The organism is Pseudomonas sp. GM33, assembly GCF_000282295.1.
Lineage (GTDB): Bacteria > Pseudomonadota > Gammaproteobacteria > Pseudomonadales > Pseudomonadaceae > Aquipseudomonas > Aquipseudomonas laurylsulfatiphila.
The window spans coordinates 1-18,968 of the sequence record NZ_AKJO01000084.1 but is presented as its reverse complement, the minus strand read 5'-3'; the positions used below and the strand labels follow the sequence as shown (position 1 = coordinate 18,968).

Here is an 18,968-nt window from a genome sequence, read left to right as displayed (position 1 = left end):
CGAACTCCTCGTTCACGCGGCTGCAGGCAGCCGCTGTTATTCGTTGATGCGACGGGCCAGGCTATTGGCGCTTGCAATCAGCACCCGGCGGTAGTCGTTGTAGTTTTTCTTCGCATCGGCCCGCGGGGCGACGATGCACAGGGTCGCGATGGCCACGCCGTCGGGGTTTTTGACCGGCGCGGCGAAGCAATGGGTAAAGGTGTCGGCGACGCTATCGAAGGAAAAGAATCCATCGATACCGGCCTGACGGATTTCCTTGAGAAACTGCTCCAACGGCAAGCGTTCGCCATCGGGCAGGATGAAGTCGTCGTGGTCGATCAGATCGACGATCTCCTGGTCGCTCAGGTGCGCCAGCAACAGGCGCCCGGAAGCGGTCCAGGGGATGGGCGCGTTTTCGCCGATGTCCGAGGAAATGCGGAAATGCCGCTCGCCTTCCTTCATCAGCGCCACGGTGTATTTGCGCCCATTGAGCAGGCACATTTGCGCGGTTTCATGGGTCTGGCTGACGATGTCCTGCAAGGCGTGATCGGCCTCGCGGGTCAGGTCGAAATGGCGCAGGTGGGCCTGGCCGAGAAAGTACAGCTGACGACCGAGGTAGACATGACCGTCCTTGCCCACCGGCTCCAGGATCCGCCGTTCCAGCAGCGAGGCCACCAGTTCGTAGACCGTGGATTTGGGGCTGCCGATGCCGTTGGCGATGTCGTTCGGGCGCAGGGGCTGGCCGATCTCCTTGAGGAAATCGAGGATATCGAACGCCCGGTCCAGACCGCGTGCCCGGCGCTTGATGGTGTCTTCGGTCATGTCAGTGTTTCCCATTTATAGTCGCCGGGAGTTTAACCAGAGTGACGGGGTGACTGTTAGGGCGCCTTCGCGAGCAGGCTCGCTCCCACATTTGGAATGCAATCCCCTGTGGGAGCGAGCCTGCTCGCGAAGAAGTCACCACGGACTCAAGCCTTTTTCTTGTACGCAATGCAGTCGATCTCGACCTTGCAGTCGACCATCATGTTCGCCTGCACACAGGCCCGTGCCGGGGCGTGCTCGGGTTTGAAGTACTCGGCGAAGACCTTGTTGAAACTGGTGAAATCCCGCGGATCCTCCAGCCACACGCCAGCACGCACCACATCTTCCAGGCCGAAGCCTGCCTCTTCGAGAATCGCGATCAGGTTCTTCATGGTCTGGTGGGTTTGTTCGACAATGCCGCCAGTAATGATCTCGCCGTCCACCGCCGGCACCTGCCCGGAAACGTGCAGCCAGCCATCGGCTTCAACGGCGCGGGCGAAAGGACGAGGCGTGCCGCCTGCAGCGGCGCTGCCGGTGCCGTAACGAGTAATGCTCATGAGTGTTTCTCCTGATTGAACATTGAAGGATCAAAAACGGGTGCTTTTGAGAAATTCCGCCAGTCGCGGCGATTGCGGGCGCTCGAACAGGTCCTTGGGCGACCCCTGCTCTTCGATGCGCCCCTGATTCATGAAGACGATTTTGTCCGAGACCTCGAAGGCAAAGCGCATTTCGTGGGTCACCAACAGCATGGTCATGCCGTCTTCGGCCAGGCCCTTGATCACGCTCAGCACTTCGCCGACCAGCTCCGGGTCCAGTGCCGAGGTCACTTCGTCGAACAGCATCAGGCTCGGGTTCATCGCAATCGCCCGGGCAATCGCCACGCGCTGCTGCTGGCCGCCGGACAACTGACCGGGAAAGTGGTCGCGCCGTTCCAGCAGGCCAACGCGCTCCAGCCATTTCTCGGCCAGGGCCACAGCCTCGTCCTTGTGCAGTTTCTTCACCTTGAGCAGGCCCAGGGTGACGTTCTGCAACGCGGTCAGGTGCGGGAACAGGTTGAACTGCTGAAACGCCATGCCGGTCATGGCGCGATGCCGGGCGATGACTTTTTCCGGGTGGCGCACACGCTTGCCGTTAACCTCGTCATAGCCGATGGACTCGCCATCGAGCAGGATCTGCCCGCCCTGGAACTCTTCGAGCATGTTCACGCAACGCAGCAATGTGGTCTTGCCCGAGCCGCTGGAACCGATCAAGGTCACCACGTTGCCGCGCTGCATGCTCAGGTCGACGCCCTTGAGCACTTCGAGCTGGTCGTAACGCTTGTGCAGGCCGCGAATGTCCAGCAGGGGTTGGCCGTTTTGAGCAGGATTTTGTGCAGGGTTTTGAGTCTGAGTCATGGCAAAGCCACCCGCTTTTCAATGTGCCGGCCGAGTAACTCGATGCCGTAGTTGATGACGAAGAACAGGAAACCGGTGAACAGGTAAAACTCCAGGGTCATGAAGGTCCGGGCGATGATCTGCTGGGTGCTGAGCAGCAATTCCGCCACGCCGATCACCGACAACAGGGTCGAGGCCTTGACGATCTCGGTCGACGAGTTGACCCAGGTCGGCAGGATCTGCCGCAACGCCTGGGGCAACAGCACATAACCCAGCGCCTGGTAGAACGTCAGGCCAATGGCCTTGCTGGCCTCCATCTGCCCGCGCGGCAATGCCTGCAAGGCTCCGCGCACGATCTCGGCGACGTGGGAGCCGCAGAACAGGGTCAACCCCAGCGCACCGGCCTGGAACGCGCCGATCTGCCAGCCCAGCGCCGGCGCCATGTAAAAGCACGCCAGCACCAGCACGAACACGGGTGTGCCGCGAATCACATCGACGTAAAAACGAAACGGCGCGCGCATCCAGAATTTGCCGTAGGTCAGCACGAGCCCGGTGACCACTCCCACCAGCGTGCCAAGCAAAATCGCCAGCACCGACACCTGGACACTGGTCAGAAAGCCTTGCCACAGCACTTCCCGCGCCACCCACAACTCATGCAACCAACTAGGGGATTCGTACATGGGGAGCTCCTATCGGCGAATCGCCAGACGCTGTTCGAGGTAACGCAGCATCATGGCAATGAGGTAACAGGCCGCCACATAGAGCGCCGTGGTCACCAGCCAGGTTTCAATCACCCGGTAGCTCTCGACATTGATCTTGCGCGCGTAATAGGTCAGCTCCGGTACGGCAATCGCGGCCGCCAGCGAGGTGTCCTTGAACAGCGAAATGAAGTTGTTCGACAGCGCCGGCAACACATTGCGCAGCATCACCGGCACGGTGACGTAGGCCTTGACCTGCCACTCGCCCAGCCCGATGGCCAACCCGGCTTCGCGCTGGCCCTTGGGAATGCTCAGCAAACCGCCGCGGAACACTTCGGTCAGGTAGGCCCCGGCATACAGCGACAGGGTGATGATGAACGAAGGGATCTTGTCCAGGCGGATGCCCAGGCTTGGCAGCGCAAAGTAGATCAACAGAATCAACACCAGGATCGGCGTGTTACGAATCACCGTGACGTACACCGACGCCATCACCCGCAATGCGCGGTGCCTGGACAGCAAGGCAAACGCCATCATCAGGCCGATCACGCAGCCGATGGCGATTGACACCAGCGCCAGTTCAAGGCCCAGGCCGAGCCCCGCCAGCAAGGTGTCGAAGTCGCGCCAGACGGCGGCAAAGTTCAACTGATAGTTCATGGTCAGTAGTACCTGAACGGGGCGATTCATCACCGCCCCGCTCTCACGGGATCATTGAAATTCGACAGGGAAACCGATCTTTGGCGAAGGCAGGTCGACACCGAACCACTGCTTGAACGACGCCGCGTAAGCCGGGAATTCAACACCGGTCATGGCTTCATGCAGGGTGGTGTTGATGAAATTCAGCCAGTCCTGATCGCCGCGCTTGACCGCGCACGCATAGGTCTGCGGGCTCCAGGCGTAGGCCGGGCTGCGATAACGGCCAGGGTTCTGCACCATCAGGTACTTCACCGAAGACTGGTCGGTGGCCGCCGCGTCGGCCCGGCCGGAGTTCACGGCCTGGTACATCAGGTCCACGCTGTCGTACTGATCGACCTTGGCCTTGGGCAACGCCTGGTGCACCAGCTCCTCGGCGTAGACGTTTTGCAGCACTGCCACCGTGACGCTGTCACCGGCGGCCTGCATGTCGTCGATTTCCTTGTACTTGCTGTTCGCCGGCAACAGCAGGCCGACACCTTCACGGTAGTACGGCAGCGTAAACGCCACTTGCTGGGCGCGGCTGGCGGTCACGGTGATGAACTGGCAACTGATGTCGACCTTGTCGGTCAGCAGGTTCGGAATCCGCGCATCGGACGACTGCACCACGTATTCAACCTTGGTCGGGTCGTTGAACAACCCCTTGGCGATCATGTGCCCGATATCGATATCGAACCCCTGCAACTTGCCATCCGCACCCTGGAAGTGCCACGGCGCATTCGTGCTGCCGGTGCCCACAATCAGTTTGCCGCGGGCCAGAACACTATCGAGCTTGCTGTCCGCCGCCTGGGCCACGCCCATGGCAGCGGCTGAAGCTGCGAAAAGAAAAACACACGCTTTGAACAAGGATGGTCGGCGATGCATGGCAAGCACTCCAGGGTGATGTTTATTCCGCTATACCGGAACTTGGTATGTAACAACGGAATAGACAGCAGAAAGTGTGCCACAGCCGGTAGCGTGTTTCCCAGCGCATTTGAAAAATGAGATGAATCAATGGGATGGCAAAATCTACAGAAAAGGCGTTACCCAACACACAACCGGTGGACGCTACCGTTGGCTACAGGTGCGGGTATGAAGGTCACAAATGGGTGCGTGTAGGTTCGTGCGCCCCCCCCTCAAGCAGTCCGTTTGAAAAGAAAATGCCAGTCAAACGGGGCTGACTGGCATCAGATGTCAATCGCGAAATTTTCAAGAGAGGTTGTCTGAAGGTAACTCAAACGTTATCTCTCGACTAACTGCTCACCTGACATCCAAATTTTTCGTGGCATTATTCAATTGCCATCACGATGGATGACGATCAATAATTTTTAATTTAAAAAGCACAGGTTTCCCGCTACGACGTGGATCATCAGTCAGAACCGGGAAAGTTGGATATCCAGAGTACGTTTTAACCGACCGGCGTTGCGGACCGGTTTCAAGATAAACATCACTGATTGCATCTGGAATCTCATCCAGTTTAACAACGTCACCCGAGCTGTTAATGATACGAAAGTAAGTCGGATCGTCTCCTTTAAACTCGCTCAGACTTCGAGATTCCCCTTCCATGCTTGCCGTTTTATTGAACCATCCGGTATCTCCCTTAATCCTGATGGTGTACACGTCGTCGTGATATTCGAAATAGAAGATATAGGGCAGTACACCTTCCCCGTAGCTCATCATGCCATTATCAATGAGATCACTGAGCAGCTTGCGATGGAGCTCAAGCCACTCCTCTCCCTCTCTCTCTCCATTCTTCGGATCTACAAGCAGCTTTAAAACAACCCAGTGCGCTGATGACACAGGCATATCATCGACAAAAAGTTGAGCCGTGAACGATTGTGTAAAGTCCGTATCCCACATAATAGATCTCTCCTCCATGATAGATTTACAACCCTTCCATTGATTATTTTGTGGCCTTGGTTGTTCGTTGCTTTGTAGTGACCCGGAGCAAATCTATCACGAAATTTTCGCGCAGCTGCTTTCTGGAGTTTTGCAAAAAAAACAACCCACCTTAGTTCTTAGTTTGTGAACAGCAACTATAGCGGCACGGTCTATCTCTCATCAATGAGCTGATCCATCCCACTCGCCGCGCAGAAGGCTTGACATCGGTACCGAGCGCGTAGTGCCCTTTGAAAAAAGATCTGTTTAAACCCGAAAAAACTGATCACTACTGTCAACTATGACAGTAGACGCATCGAAGCATAGGAGGAAATACTGGCGCCGTAACTGACTGTCAACACCAAAGGGAATCGGACATGAATACGGCCAGAACTCTACTTTTTTGCACAACGCTGGGAATGGGTTTAACGGGCTGCAGCGTCCATCAGGACGCGACTGTCTCTACGGTCAACGAAGAGTGCCGCGACTTGGTCGACAGAGGGCGCATTGGCCAGAATGGCCCGGAAGTTTGCGTCACTACTCCCCTTTCAAAAAGTGCCACATCCATCTCCGGGACTGTCGTTGGGACCGTAGCCACAGGCCCGTTCATCGTAACGGCGGTAACCAGCGATGGGGACATCTTGAAACAGGTACCTACTCTGTCGAACCTCAACTTCACGATGTCTCAATTGAATCTGCAAAACCTGCCAGGCAAGGGCATTTCATTTTCGGTGTTTGTAAACGATATGAGTTCACCGCCTACCAATATGGTCATAGGCCAGGAACCACCTTCAACATGTTTACGTAACACTCCAAACTATCCACTGTGCGGTACTCACCCGGGCGCAATCTTTTTTCCGATAAAAACATCCATCACCACTATTTTTTCGGTTCCGTCGAAGGCGAATTACGGAGCGACGTTGCTCCCCCACCTGATGGGGCTGAACCCAATTAACTGGAAGCAAGACCGATATATCAGCTACTTGGCAAACGTTCCAGCGCCGATAAAGCCGGGGGAAGTACAAACCGTTTTTGCGACCATTAACGACGACGAATCATTTGCCTACCCGGTCAAGCAGACTGTTCTGCCAAGCCAACCGTAACACTGAGCTGACCTAGTGCTTGAATGACGTCATCACCCGTTCGGCATTTTCATCGCAACTCATGCCCTCAGGCTTGGCCTGGATGGTGTCGATCCACCCCAGCAACTGCGCCTTGCTATGGGCCAGGTGCCGTTGCATCTCTTCGATTTGCTCGACCTTGCGATACAGGCCCGCCATCAGCTCATCATGCTTGAACGCGCCGGTCACATTATCCGGGAGCAACTGCTTGAGTTCTTCCAGGCTGAAACCGGCCTGTTGTGCGCATTGGATCAGTTGCAGGGTTTGCAGCGCCTGTTGCGAGTAACGCCGATAACCGTTGGCAGAACGCTCGACTTGGCGGATCAAGCCCTGAGACTCGTAAAAACGGATGCGCGATGCGGTCAGGCCGCTCAACTGCGCCAATTCACCTATTTTCATTGCGACCTCATTTGCCTGCTTGACATTAAAGTTAACTTTAAGCTTAGCCTCTGCTTATCAGTATGAGGAGTCAAGCATGTCACCCTTCCAAACCTTGAATTTGCCCAACGGCCAGAGCATCGGCAATCGCATTGCCAAAGCCGCGATGGAGGAGAACCTCGCCAACACCGATCAAGTCCCCGATCAGGCACTGCTTCGCCTGTATCAGGCCTGGGCCGAAGGCGAAGCCGGTTTGTTGCTGACCGGCAATGTGATGATCGACCGCCGCGCCATGACCGGCCCCGGTGGTGTCGCACTGGAGGACGAGCGACACCTGGAACGCTTCCGCCAGTGGGCCCGTGTCGGCCGGGCCGGCGGTGCGCACTTCTGGATGCAACTCAACCACCCTGGCCGCCAGACCATGGCCAACCTCGGCCAGCAAGCACTGGCGCCGTCGGCGGTTGCGCTGGATCTCGGCCAGTTCTCGAAGATGTTCGCCGAACCCAAGCCGATTGGCGAGGACGACATCCAGGAGGTGATCCGACGTTTCGCCAGCAGCGCTGCATTGGCGGAGAAAGCCGGTTTTACCGGCGTGCAGATCCACGCCGCCCATGGCTACCTGCTCAGCCAGTTCCTGTCGCCGCTGACCAATCGACGCACTGATCGCTGGGGTGGTTCGCTGGAGAATCGCGCGCGCCTGCTGTTGTCCGTCGTCGAGGCGGTTCGCCAGGCGGTGTCGCCGCAGTTTTGTGTGTCGGTAAAGCTCAACTCAGCGGATTTCCAGCGCGGTGGTTTCGATGCCGATGATGCACGGCAAGTGATCCAGTGGCTCAACGAGCAACCGATCGACCTGCTGGAACTCTCCGGCGGCAGTTACGAAGCACCGGCCATGCAAGGCGAAGCGCGCGACGGCCGGACCCTGGCCCGGGAGGCGTACTTTCTGGAAATGGCCGGTGAACTGGCCAGCGTGGCGCGCATGCCAGTGATGGTGACAGGCGGGATCCGGCGTCTGGCAATCGTCGAACAAGTCCTCGACAACGGCATCGCCATGGCCGGCATCGGCACTGCGCTGGCCGTGGAACCGCACCTGGTCAAGCATTGGCGCGAGGGCAAGAACAGCCACCCACAACTGCCGCCGATCCACTGGAAGCGCAAACCCCTGGCGGCGCTGGCGAGCATGGCGGTGGTGAAGTTCCAGCTGCATCGCTTGAGCCGTGGGCGCAAGACCCGACCTGAGGTTTCGGCGCTATGGGCGTTGATTGTCGACCGGTTGTACATAGGCAAGCGTACCCGGCAGTATCGGCAGGCGATGGGTAAGTAATCCGAAATGGGTGGTGGCTGATACATCGCTTCGCGGGCAAGCCCGTTCCCACATTTGGAATGCGTTCCCCCCTGTGGGAGCGGGCTTGCTCGCGAAGAGGCCAGCCCGGGCAAAGGAGAACTCAGCCCGGAATCAGTTCGTCGATGTGCCGATACTCAGCCTCCAACTGCGCTGCCAACACTCTGCTGCGCCCGAGCCGGATCGGCCCACGTTCGATGTCGATCAACAGCCCCGGACACGCAAGCATCGGCAGCAGCGACCAGTCCTTCAACCGGCCATCGGTCACCACCAGCAACCGTTGCTGCTCTGCCGGAAAACGTTTCTGCCGCGCGGCAAGCCACTGCCCGGCTTCACTCAATGCCGCCAGCAGCGGCGTACCACCACCGGCACCCAGGTCATCGAGCCAATGGCGCAGCCCCGTCGAGGCCTTCAATCCCTGCACCTGCCACTTGGGGGCAGCACCGCTGGCCGTGAGCAACGCCAGTCGCGCACGCTGGCGATAGGCATCGTCGAACAACTGTGCCAGCAAGCCCTTGGCATCGCTCAATGCCTGATGACGGCGGGTCGATGCGGAGGCATCGACTATCACCAGCCACAGTTCATGGGGCGAACGCGTGCGCAGTTGAAATATCAGGTCGTCGCGCTGACGCGGCCGGCCATTGAGCAAAGTGCCAGGCCAGTTGACCGAGCCACTGCGGGCGGCGTGACGCTTGCCCTGCTTGCCGTGGTCCAACCGCCCGGCTCGGGGTCTGGCATTCACCCCCGCGTCGCAGCGAGGGCGAATGCCTAGGGCTTTTTTGGCCAGCTCGGCACTTCACGTCGGGCGCCGGTCGCCAGCGCCCGGGCAGGCAGTTCGCCCCACTGGCCCTGCCCTTCACCCGGATTGTCGTTCTGCGGCACGGTTTGTTGCGCAGTTTGGGATTGCGCAGGTGCCGGCGGCGAATGTTCGCGACGACGATGGCGCAAGGCGAACTCGGCGACGGCGTCGATATCTTCTTCGGCGATAGCGTTCGCCCCGCGCCAGGCGGCGTGAGCCCGGGCGGCACGGAGCCAGACCAGATCGGCGCGCAAACCATCGACGCCAGCGGCAAAGCAGCGCTCGGTAATGTGTGCCAGTGCCTGGTCGTCGAGGGGAATGCTTGCCAGCGCATTACGTGCGTTCTGGCAACGTTCACGCAAAGACGCCTGCGCGGATTCCCATTCAGCGCAGAAACCTTGCGGGTCGCTGTCGAAATCCAGGCGACGGCGGATGATCTGGCCTCGTTCGGCCGGTGCTGTGTGGCCACCAAGGGCGACATTCAAGCCGAAACGATCGAGCAATTGCGGACGCAGCTCACCCTCTTCGGGATTCATGGTGCCAATCAGCACGAACTTCGCCGAGTGCCGATGGGAAATGCCGTCACGCTCGACCAGATTGGTGCCGCTGGCGGCCACATCGAGCAGCAGGTCAACGAGGTGATCGGGCAACAGATTGACCTCGTCGACGTAGAGCACGCCACCGTCAGCCTTGGCCAGTACGCCAGGGGAAAACTGAGCCCGCCCCTCGCCCAGCGCCGCGTCGAGATCGAGGGTGCCGACCAGGCGCTCCTCGGTGGCGCCCAGCGGCAATGTGACGAACTGACCGCTGGCCAGCAGGTCCGCCAGACCACGGGCCAGGGTCGACTTGGCCATGCCGCGCGGTCCTTCGATCAGGACTCCACCGATTTTCGGGTCGATGGCGGTCAGGTACAGGGCCAACTTCAAATCATCGGCGCCGACCACGGCGGAGAGCGGGAAATGCGGAGTGTCGGTCATTGTTCTATCTCGGTCATGGTCGGTGATCTCACAGGCGCCCCAATCCCTGTGGGAGCGAGCTTGCTCGCGATGGTGTTTGTCCAGTCGAAGAAGATGTTGCCTGACAGACCGCTATCGCGAGCAAGCTCGCTCCCACAGGTTCAAGCGCGTCAGTCATCTTCTTCTATATCCAGCAACAGATTCTCCAATGCCTCGCGGTAGGCGCCCGGCTCCTTCCACATCCCGCGTTGTTGCGCCTCGAGCATGCGTTCCGTCATGTCGCGCAAGGCATGGGGATTGTGTTCACGGACAAAATCCCGGGTGTCCGGATCAAGCAAATAAGCGTCGGCCAGCAACGCGTACTGGTGATCGTCGATCAACTGCGTGGTGGCATCGAAGGCGAACAGATTATCGACGGTCGCGGCCATTTCGAACGCACCTTTGTAGCCGTGGCGCTTTACCCCATCGAGCCACTTCGGATTGGCCGCCCGGGAGCGGATCACCCGGTTCAGCTCTTCCTTCAAGGTGCGAATCTTCGGCAGGTCCGGCTGACTGTGATCGCCATGATAGCTGGCCGCCGCCTCGCCTTTCAGGCTTTCCACCGCCGCGAGCATACCGCCCTGGAACTGGTAGTAATCGTTGGAGTCGAGCAAATCGTGCTCGCGGTTATCCTGGTTTTGCAGCACCGCCTGTACCTGGCTCAGGCGCTGGCTGAACTGTTCTCGTGCGGCGGTGCCTTCGTCGGAACCGCCGTAAGCGTAGCCGCCCCAGTTGAGGTAAACCTCGGCCAGATCCTCGCGGGTTTGCCACAGGCGACCGTCGATGGCGCCCTGCACGCCTGCGCCGTAGGCACCGGGCTTGGCCCCGAAAATCCGCCAGCCGGCCTGCCGTCGCGCAGCGTCTTCATCCAGCCCGGCCTGCAACAAGGCTGCCCGCTCGGCACGCACTTTGGCCGCCAACGGATTGAGGTCGTCCGGCTCATCGAGGTCGGCCACCGCTTGTACCGCCGCGTCAAACAGGCGGATCAGATTGGCAAAGGCATCGCGGAAGAAACCGGACACGCGCAAGGTCACGTCGACCCGAGGGCGGTCGAGCAAACTCAACGGCAGAATCTCGAAATCGTCGACCCGCTGACTGCCGGTGGCCCAGACCGGACGCACGCCCATCAACGCCATGGCCTGGGCGATGTCATCGCCGCCGGTGCGCATGGTCGCGGTGCCCCACACCGACAGACCGAGCTGGCGCAGATGATCGCCGTGGTCCTGCAGGTGCCGCTCCAGAATCAGGTTCGCCGACTGGAAACCGATGCGCCACGCGGTGGTGGTCGGCAAATTGCGCACGTCCACCGAGTAAAAGTTGCGCCCGGTGGGCAGCACGTCCAGGCGGCCGCGACTCGGCGCACCGCTGGGGCCGGCCGGGACGAAGCGACCGCTGAGGGCGTCGAGCAGACCGCGCATTTCCGCTGGGCCGCAGGCGTCCAGGCGCGGGGCGATGACCTCGCGCAAACCATTGATAATGGCCTGCACCTCAATCCAGTCCGCCTCCTGTAGGAGCGAGCCTGCTCGCGATGGAGTGTCAGTTGGCACCAATGTGGCTGACACACCATCGCGAGCAGGCTCGCTCCCACAAGGGGCGGCCAATGCCTGCGAGATCAGTTGTGTGGCGAACAGCTCGAGGCGTTCGCGGGTATCGCCCGCCGTGCGCCAGGTATCTTCGCTGACGTCCACAAGAGACTCGGGACGCGGCCCGATCCACGGCTCGGCCAATGCACAATCAAGCGGATCGAAGCCCAACGCAAACGCCTTGGCCAGCGCCCGCAGCAGACTCGATTGTGCTCCTCGTCCATCGCCCCGTGGAATGCGCAACAACGCCAGCAAGGTGTCGATACGCAAACGCCCGGTGGGCGATTCGCCGAACACATGCAGGCCGTCGCGGATCTGCGACTCTTTCAAGTCGCACAGGTACGTGTCGAGACGCGGCAACCAGATCGCTGCGTCGGTATCGCTGTCGAGTGGCTCGTCCAGTTGCAGTTCACGGTCGATGTGCGAGTCGCGTACCAGTTGCAGGATGTCGCGCTGCAACTCCCGAGCGCGGCGCGGATCGAGCAGCTGCGCCTCGTAATACTCGTCGGCCAACAGTTCGAGGTTGCGCAGCGGGCCATAGGTTTCGGCGCGGGTCAGCGGTGGCATCAGGTGATCGATGATCACCGCCTGGGTGCGCCGCTTGGCCTGGGCGCCCTCGCCCGGGTCATTGACGATGAACGGATAGATGTTCGGCAGCGGCCCGAGCAGCGCATCCGGCCAGCAGTTTTCCGACAGCCCCACGCCCTTGCCCGGCAGCCATTCGAGATTACCGTGCTTGCCGACGTGGATCACGCCATGGGCGCCATAGGTGTGGCGCAGCCAGAAGTAAAACGCCAGGTAGCCGTGGGGCGGCACCAGGTCCGGGTCGTGATACACCGCGCTCGGGTCGACCTGATAACCCCTCGCCGGTTGAATGCCGACAAAGGTCAGGCCAAAGCGCAGGCCGGCGATCATCATCCGTCCGCTGCGACACATCGGGTCGTTTTCCGGCGCGCCCCAACGTTCGAGTACCGCCGCGCGATTGGCTTCGGGCAGGGCATTGAACATCGCCAGATAGTCATCCATTCCCAGGCTTTGCCGGCACGGACGCAGGTCGAGGGTATCGAGATCGTTGCTGACGCCGCCCAGCAACTGCTGGATCAGCGCGGTGCCGCTGTCCGGCAATTCGGCCGGCAGCGGATAACCTTCGGTATGCAGTGCCCGCAGGATATTCAGTGCCGCGGCCGGGGTGTCGAGACCGACGCCATTGCCGATGCGCCCGTCGCGGGTCGGGTAATTGGCGAGAATCAAGGCGATGCGTTTTTCAGCGTTGGGCACCCGCGCCAGTTCGACCCAGCGCCGCGCCAGTTCGGCAACGAAGTCCATGCGCTCCGGTTGCGGCCGGTAGCAGACCACATCCGACTGGCTGCGCTCACTGCGCCACGCCAGGTCCTTGAAGCTGATCGGACGGCTGATGATGCGCCCGTCCAGCTCCGGCAAGGCAATGTGCATCGCCAGATCGCGCGGGCCAAGCCCCTGTTCACTGGCGCGCCACCCCGGTTCGTTGTCCTGGGCACAAATCGCCTGGATCACCGCAATATTGCGCCGGAACGGCCGCAGGTGCGGCGCTTCGGGGCTGGACTGGGCGAAACCCGTGGTGTTCAGGATCACCGAGACGCTGACTTCATCCAGCCAGTCCTCGACCGCAGCCAGGCAGCCGGGCTCTTTCAAACTGGCCAGCGCAATCGGCAACGGATTCAACCCCGCAGCCTGCAAGCGTTGGCAAAAAACATCGATGAACGCGGTGTTCGCCGCCTGCAAATGCGAGCGGTAAAACAGCACCGCCGCCACCGGTTGATCGGCGTGCCAGTCGGCCTGCCAGTCACTCAGTGCGGCCGAATGTTTGTGCGGATGGTAGATGGCGGTGCGCGGCAGGGTTTGCGGCTCGCCCCAGGTGTAATCGCGGGCCAGCCAGCGGTTGGCCAGGCAGCGGAAGAAATCCAGGGCGTTGCCCATGCCGCCTTGACGCAGAAACTGCCAGAGCCGGTCGCGGTCCTCGGCGCCGACGGTGCTCAGGTCGCTGAGCTCCGGGTCCGGGCGGTCGTCGCCCGGCACCAGAATCACCTGCACGCCGCGCTGGGACAGCTCGACCAGGCGCTCGATGCCGTAACGCCAATAGGCGATGCCGCCGTGCAGCGAAATCAGGATCACTTTGGCGTGGCGTAGCACCTCATCGACGTACAAATCGACCGAGGCATGGTTCTGCACCTGCATCGGGTTGGCCAGGCGCACGCTCGGGTAATCCTCGGGCAACTGTTGCGCCGCCTCGGCGAGCAGCGCCAGGCTGGAGTCGCCGCTGCACAGGACCACCAGCTCGGCGGGGGTTTGTCCAAGGTCGGCGATGTTGTCATCCGACACGAAACCGCCGGGCTGGGTCCTGAGCAGGTGCATGGGTTACACGCTGAGCGCAGCGCGCAATTGCGCTTCGAGCACGGCGGCATCCAGCTCCTGGCCGATCAGCACCAGACGGGTGACGCGCGCCTCTTCGGCGCCCCACTGGCGGTCGAAGTGCTTGTCGAAACGCGTGCCCACGCCCTGGATCAGCAGGCGCATCGGTTTGTTCGGAACGGCGGCGAAACCTTTGACCCGCAGGATGCCGTGCTGGACCACCAGTTGGGTCAGCGCGTCCATCAGCAGGCTTTCGTCGGCTTGTGGCAGTTCGATGGAGATCGAATCGAAGGCGTCGTGATCGTGGTCGTCATGATCATCGTCGCCATCGTGATGATGGTCGTGGTGACTGTGGCGGCTGTCGATGTGTTCTTCGGAGCCGGCACCCAGGCCAATCAGTACGTCCAGCGGCAGGCGACCGCTGCTGGCTTCGATGATTTTCACCGCTGGCGGCAACTCTTCGGCGACTTCCAGGCGCACGCGGGCCAGGTCGGTCGGGTTGATCAGGTCGGATTTGTTGAGAATCACCAGGTCGGCGCTGGCCAGCTGGTCGGCAAACAGCTCGTGCAATGGCGATTCGTGGTCCAGGTTCGGGTCGAGCTTGCGCTGGGCATCGACCTGGTCCGGGAAGGCGGCAAAGGTGCCGGCGGCCACGGCCGGGCTGTCGACCACGGTGATCACCGCGTCAACGGTGCAGGCACTGCGGATTTCCGGCCACTGGAATGCCTGGACCAGAGGCTTTGGCAGGGCCAGGCCCGACGTTTCGATGAGGATGTGGTCGAGATCGCCGCGACGAGCCACCAGTTCGCGCATCACCGGGAAAAATTCTTCCTGGACGGTGCAGCACAGGCAACCGTTGGCCAGTTCATACACGCGGCCGTTGGCTTCTTCTTCGGTGCAACCGATGGAGCATTGCTTGAGGATTTCGCCGTCGATGCCCAGCTCGCCAAATTCGTTGACGATCACTGCGATGCGGCGCCCCTGGGCGTTGTCGAGCATGTGCCGCAGCAGCGTGGTTTTACCCGAGCCGAGGAAACCGGTGACGATGGTGACGGGAAGTTTGGCCAGTGTTTTCATCGGATGCCCTATGACTAGTGTGGCGGGCATACGGGACGACAACCGGCAACGCAGATGCGCGTGCCTGAAGAGTTCGCCACCGGATCACCCCGCCCGGTTGAAAGTGAGAATCTGTGTCGAGGCAGGTCTCCTGGCTGACGGCGTGCCGGCCTTGGGCCTGGCATTCGCTGCGCCTTCCCGCCGGCCTCATGGATTGAGCCTGCAGTGGCGTGGCAACGAACATCACCGTTCACAGTTGCGGGGGCAGCCGCGGCATTGACCGCGTTCCCTTCTTAGCTTCGACAAACGCCGAAGAACCTCGAAAGCGCAAGGCTACGCATGGTATCGGGGCGGGTCAATCTTTGCCCGGCGCCCCCAACCTCATTGACTGCACGCTTCCCCTGTAGGAGCTGCCGCAGGCTGCGATCTTTTGATCTTGATTTTAAAAAGCAACATCAAAAGATCGCAGCCTGCGGCAGCTCCTACAGGGGATCGTTTCGATCCAGGTGAGAACCCTTGCCAATTGACGCCCAACCCTCGCCCATGCTCTCCTACGCATCTTGTTACGGGTGCCCTTCACAGGGTGAAACGGGAAACCGGTGAATCATGTGCTTTACTCTAAAGCCATGTCAGTCCGGTGCTGCCCCCGCAACGGTAAGCGAGCGAAGCATCAGATCCACTGTGCCACTACGGCATGGGAAGGTGATGCTTGCAGGATCAGGCCCAAGCCTTTTCCCCTCGTGAGCCCGGAGACCGGCCCGCAACATAAAGTGACCATAACGATCACTGAAACAACAAACCCGCGGAGGGCGGGCGCTGTTTGAAACGCTGCGCGCCTGGTCGTGCAGGTTTTTGCATGCGCTCTTGATTCCCCGCTGACAGACCAGAGGGAAACGCCATGTCGATCATCAGCAGCACCGGCCACACTACAGCCAGCACCACTTCTACCCTGACTCAACGTCTGACCGCCGCCGTCTGCGCGTCGATCCTGGGCGCGTGTCTGGTGTATTTCGCCGGTTTCTCGCACATCGAAGCGGTGCACAATGCCGCCCACGATACCCGTCACAGCTCCGCGTTCCCGTGCCATTGAGACCTGCTGACATGATCAAGCGTATTGCGCAAACCGCAGGTTTCACCGGGCTGCTGGCCGCCCTGTTGCTGACCCTGCTGCAAAGTTTCTGGGTCGCGCCCCTGATTCTTCAGGCCGAAACCTACGAAAAAGCCGAACCGGCTGCCGTTGAAATGCATGAACACGCCGATGGCGCGATGGCTGCCCACACCCACGACGCCGAAGCCTGGGAGCCGGAAGACGGCTGGCAGCGCGTGCTGTCGACCACTGGCGGCAACCTGGTGGTGGCCGTCGGTTTCGCCCTGATGCTGGCGGGCCTGTACACCTTGCGTGCGCCGACCAAAACCTCCCAGGGCCTGCTCTGGGGCCTGGCCGGTTATGCGACCTTCGTGCTCGCGCCGACCCTCGGTCTGCCACCTGAACTGCCAGGCACGGCAGCTGCCGATCTGGCACAACGGCAACTGTGGTGGATCGGTACCGCCGCCTCCACCGCCGTCGGTATCGCGCTGATCGTGTTCAGCCGTCACTGGCTGATGAAAGTCCTCGGTGCGGCAATCCTTGCCGTTCCCCATGTGATTGGCGCACCGCAACCGCAAGTGCATTCGATGCTCGCTCCGGAGGCACTGGAAACCCAATTCAAAATCGCTTCGCAACTGACCAACGTGGCGTTCTGGCTGGCCCTGGGCCTGATCAGCGCCTGGTTGTTCCGTCGCAAAAGCGATGGCCAATACCACGCATGACGGACGCCAGCACAGCGCCGACCCTGGTGGTCGGCCTGGGCTGCCAAAAGGGCTGCCCCGTCAGCACCTTGTTGGCGCTGCTCGACCAGGCACTGGAGGCGCACCAGATTGCCCGCCATGAAATCAAGGCCCTGGCCAGCATCGATTCGAAGCGCGACGAACCTGCACTGATCGAACTGGCTCAGCAGCTTGGCCTGGAATTGCTGTACTTCAGCAGCGAACAACTGGCCCCCTATGAACCGCAACTCAGCCATCAATCGCAAATAGCGTTTGAACGCACCGGTTGCTACGGCGTGGCGGAAAGTGCCGCACTGGCCCTGGCCGAACAACTGGCCCAGGCCCCGGCAAAACTGCTGATCCCCCGACAAAAATATGCCCAGGCAACCCTGGCATTGGCCGGCGCGGCATAAAATCCCCGATAATCCCCGCCTCGATCATGAACATTCTTCATCTGAAGCCCTGTTCAGCCCCTTTTATTCCCACAGGAACCGACGATGACCGTCTACTTCATTGGCGCAGGTCCCGGCGACCCCGAACTGATTACCGTCAAGGGCCAGCGGCTGATTCGCAGTTGCCCGGTGATCATTTATGCCGGCTCGCTGGTGCCGGCCGCGGTACTGGAAGGTCATTGTGCCGAGCAGGTCGTCAACAGCGCCGAACTGCACCTGGAGCAGATCATCGACCTGTTCAAGGCCGCCCACGCCAAGGGCCAGGACGTGGCCCGGGTACACTCCGGCGATCCGAGCCTGTATGGCGCCATTGGCGAACAGATTCGTTATCTGCGTGAGCTGGGCATTGGGTTCGAAATCGTCCCGGGCGTCACAGCCACCGCCGCTTGTGCAGCGCTTCTGGGTGCAGAACTAACGCTGCCGGACGTTTCACAGAGCGTGATCCTGACGCGCTACGCCGACAAAACCACCATGCCACCCGGAGAGGAATTCGCCAGCCTGGCGCAGCACGGCGCGACCATGGCGATTCATTTGGGGGTCAATCACCTGCCGAAGATCGTTGAGGAGCTTGTGCCGCATTACGGCGCCGATTGCCCGATTGCGGTGGTTCACCGCGCGAGCTGGCCGGATCAGGATTGGGTGACGGGAACGCTTGAGGACATTGCCGAAAAGGTTGCCGCCAAAGGGTTTCGGCGCACGGCGTTGATACTGGTAGGACGGGTGCTGGGCAGTGACCATTTCAGCGAATCGTCACTGTATCGCGCGGGGCATGCGCATCTCTACAGAGCGTAACTCCCCGGTGTAGGAGCTGCCGCAGGCTGCGATCTTTTGATCTTGTTTTTTAAAAATCAAAGTCAAAAGATCGCAGCCTGCGGCAGCTCCTACACAGGGGTTTCGATAGGGCATAAAAAACGGCGCTCACGGGGCGCCGTTTTTTTATTTCGCAGCGAACTCCTTAGTAGTAGGCGTTTTCTTTCTGCGTGTGGTCGGTCACGTCGCGAACGCCCTTGAGCTCGGGAATACGCTCAAGCAGGGTGCGCTCGATGCCTTCCTTCAGGGTCACGTCGGCCTGGCCGCAGCCCTGGCAACCACCGCCGAACTGCAGGACGGCGATGCCGTCTTCGACCACGTCGATCAGGCTGACCTGGCCGCCGTGGCTGGCCAACCCCGGGTTGATCTCGGTTTGCAGGTAGTAGTTGATGCGCTCGTTGACCGGGCTGTCGGCGTTGACCATCGGTACTTTGGCGTTTGGCGCCTTGATGGTCAGCTGGCCGCCCATGCGGTCGGTGGCATAGTCGACAACGGCATCGTCCAGGAAGGCTTCGCTGAAATGGTCGATGTAGGCAGTGAAGCTTTTCAGCCCCAGCGCGGTGTCTTCGGGTTTTTCTTCGCCCGGCTTGCAGTAGGCAATGCAGGTTTCGGCGTACTGGGTGCCAGGCTGGGTGATGAAGACGCGGATGCCGATGCCCGGGGTGTTCTGCTTGGAGAGCAGATCAGCCAGATAATCGTGGGCGGCGTCGGTAATGGTAATAGCGGTCATGGAAACTCCTCGCAGGCTTGGGCGCAGTTTACGCCAATCGGCGCGCCGGACAAAGTCCCAGTATTTTTGTCAGGAAAGATTCCGACGATATCCTCTGTGTAGGAGCTGCCGCA

The 18,968-nt window shown here is 60.6% G+C and carries 19 protein-coding genes and 2 riboswitches; of the genes, 6 read left to right on the top strand and 13 right to left on the bottom strand.

Translation table 11 applies throughout. The features are described from left to right. Positions 1-36 precede the first annotated feature (36 nt). The 7 genes from PMI26_RS15325 to PMI26_RS15355 all read right to left on the bottom strand — a co-directional run bounded on the left by PMI26_RS15325 (position 37) and on the right by PMI26_RS15355 (position 5,380). A complete protein-coding gene (locus tag PMI26_RS15325; RefSeq protein ID WP_007974681.1) occupies positions 37-801 on the bottom strand; it encodes an IclR family transcriptional regulator in 765 nt (254 codons plus the stop codon). A gap of 146 nt (positions 802-947) precedes the next feature. After that, on the bottom strand, positions 948-1,337 hold the full coding sequence (locus tag PMI26_RS15330) for a RidA family protein (protein ID WP_007974678.1): 390 nt from the start codon (positions 1,335-1,337) through the stop codon (positions 948-950). Positions 1,338-1,367: 30 nt separating this feature from the next. Next, positions 1,368-2,174, bottom strand: a complete 807-nt coding sequence (locus tag PMI26_RS15335) for an amino acid ABC transporter ATP-binding protein (protein ID WP_007974676.1) — start codon at positions 2,172-2,174, stop codon at positions 1,368-1,370. Further along, positions 2,171-2,833, bottom strand: coding sequence for an amino acid ABC transporter permease (locus PMI26_RS15340; RefSeq protein WP_007974673.1), 663 nt, complete (start codon positions 2,831-2,833; stop codon positions 2,171-2,173). The genes PMI26_RS15335 and PMI26_RS15340 overlap by 4 nt, the downstream gene beginning before the upstream one ends. Before the next feature lie 9 nt (positions 2,834-2,842). After that, complete coding sequence (locus PMI26_RS15345) at positions 2,843-3,505, bottom strand: amino acid ABC transporter permease (RefSeq protein ID WP_033047866.1); 663 nt, start codon at positions 3,503-3,505, stop codon at positions 2,843-2,845. 51 nt (positions 3,506-3,556) lie between these two features. After that, positions 3,557-4,405 (bottom strand): transporter substrate-binding domain-containing protein, encoded by an 849-nt coding sequence (locus PMI26_RS15350; RefSeq protein WP_007974668.1) that lies wholly within the window; start codon positions 4,403-4,405, stop codon positions 3,557-3,559. 417 nt (positions 4,406-4,822) lie between these two features. After that, on the bottom strand, positions 4,823-5,380 hold the full coding sequence (locus PMI26_RS15355; RefSeq protein WP_007974666.1) for a hypothetical protein: 558 nt from the start codon (positions 5,378-5,380) through the stop codon (positions 4,823-4,825). A 395-nt stretch (positions 5,381-5,775) separates the two neighbouring features. Between PMI26_RS15355 and PMI26_RS15360 the strand changes: the two genes are divergently transcribed. Next, a complete protein-coding gene (locus PMI26_RS15360) occupies positions 5,776-6,501 on the top strand; it encodes a hypothetical protein (protein WP_007974664.1) in 726 nt (241 codons plus the stop codon). 12 nt (positions 6,502-6,513) lie between these two features. Here PMI26_RS15360 and PMI26_RS15365 read toward each other — a convergent pair whose 3' ends face one another. Continuing rightward, positions 6,514-6,918, bottom strand: coding sequence for a MerR family transcriptional regulator (locus PMI26_RS15365; RefSeq protein ID WP_007974662.1), 405 nt, complete (start codon positions 6,916-6,918; stop codon positions 6,514-6,516). Between the two features lie 76 nt (positions 6,919-6,994). Between PMI26_RS15365 and PMI26_RS15370 the strand changes: the two genes are divergently transcribed. Then, a complete protein-coding gene (locus PMI26_RS15370; protein ID WP_007974661.1) occupies positions 6,995-8,218 on the top strand; it encodes an NADH:flavin oxidoreductase/NADH oxidase family protein in 1,224 nt (407 codons plus the stop codon). A 121-nt stretch (positions 8,219-8,339) separates the two neighbouring features. On the opposite strand, the gene PMI26_RS15375 is transcribed toward PMI26_RS15370, so the two are convergent. The 4 genes from PMI26_RS15375 to cobW form a co-directional block, all read right to left on the bottom strand. Beyond that, positions 8,340-8,885 carry a VWA domain-containing protein gene (locus tag PMI26_RS15375; RefSeq protein WP_157222270.1) on the bottom strand — a complete coding sequence of 182 codons (546 nt, stop codon included), beginning with the start codon at positions 8,883-8,885 and terminating at the stop codon, positions 8,340-8,342. A 119-nt stretch (positions 8,886-9,004) separates the two neighbouring features. Beyond that, the gene (locus PMI26_RS15380) at positions 9,005-10,012 is read right to left on the bottom strand and encodes an ATP-binding protein (RefSeq protein WP_007974657.1); all 1,008 of its coding nucleotides are present in this window, start codon (positions 10,010-10,012) and stop codon (positions 9,005-9,007) included. Positions 10,013-10,161: 149 nt separating this feature from the next. Next, complete coding sequence (gene cobN / locus PMI26_RS15385; protein ID WP_007974655.1) at positions 10,162-14,004, bottom strand: cobaltochelatase subunit CobN; 3,843 nt, start codon at positions 14,002-14,004, stop codon at positions 10,162-10,164. Positions 14,005-14,007: 3 nt separating this feature from the next. Then, positions 14,008-15,078, bottom strand: a complete 1,071-nt coding sequence (cobW, locus tag PMI26_RS15390) for a cobalamin biosynthesis protein CobW (RefSeq protein ID WP_007974651.1) — start codon at positions 15,076-15,078, stop codon at positions 14,008-14,010. 103 nt (positions 15,079-15,181) lie between these two features. Beyond that, a riboswitch (cobalamin riboswitch) is annotated at positions 15,182-15,394 on the bottom strand. A gap of 213 nt (positions 15,395-15,607) precedes the next feature. After that, positions 15,608-15,833: riboswitch (cobalamin riboswitch) on the top strand. 122 nt (positions 15,834-15,955) lie between these two features. Here cobW and PMI26_RS15395 point away from each other — a divergent pair. The 4 genes from PMI26_RS15395 to cobM all read left to right on the top strand — a co-directional run bounded on the left by PMI26_RS15395 (position 15,956) and on the right by cobM (position 18,107). Further along, on the top strand, positions 15,956-16,147 hold the full coding sequence (locus tag PMI26_RS15395) for a CbtB domain-containing protein (protein ID WP_007974650.1): 192 nt from the start codon (positions 15,956-15,958) through the stop codon (positions 16,145-16,147). An 11-nt stretch (positions 16,148-16,158) separates the two neighbouring features. Next, positions 16,159-16,866 (top strand): CbtA family protein, encoded by a 708-nt coding sequence (locus PMI26_RS15400; protein WP_007974649.1) that lies wholly within the window; start codon positions 16,159-16,161, stop codon positions 16,864-16,866. Further along, complete coding sequence (locus PMI26_RS15405) at positions 16,863-17,276, top strand: cobalamin biosynthesis protein (RefSeq protein WP_007974648.1); 414 nt, start codon at positions 16,863-16,865, stop codon at positions 17,274-17,276. The genes PMI26_RS15400 and PMI26_RS15405 overlap by 4 nt, the downstream gene beginning before the upstream one ends. Positions 17,277-17,360: 84 nt before the next feature. Next, on the top strand, positions 17,361-18,107 hold the full coding sequence (cobM, locus tag PMI26_RS15410) for a precorrin-4 C(11)-methyltransferase (protein ID WP_007974647.1): 747 nt from the start codon (positions 17,361-17,363) through the stop codon (positions 18,105-18,107). Positions 18,108-18,270: 163 nt separating this feature from the next. Here the strand turns inward: cobM and nfuA are convergent, their stop codons facing one another. Continuing rightward, positions 18,271-18,855, bottom strand: coding sequence for a Fe-S biogenesis protein NfuA (gene nfuA, locus PMI26_RS15415; RefSeq protein WP_007912592.1), 585 nt, complete (start codon positions 18,853-18,855; stop codon positions 18,271-18,273). Positions 18,856-18,968: the final 113 nt, after the last annotated feature.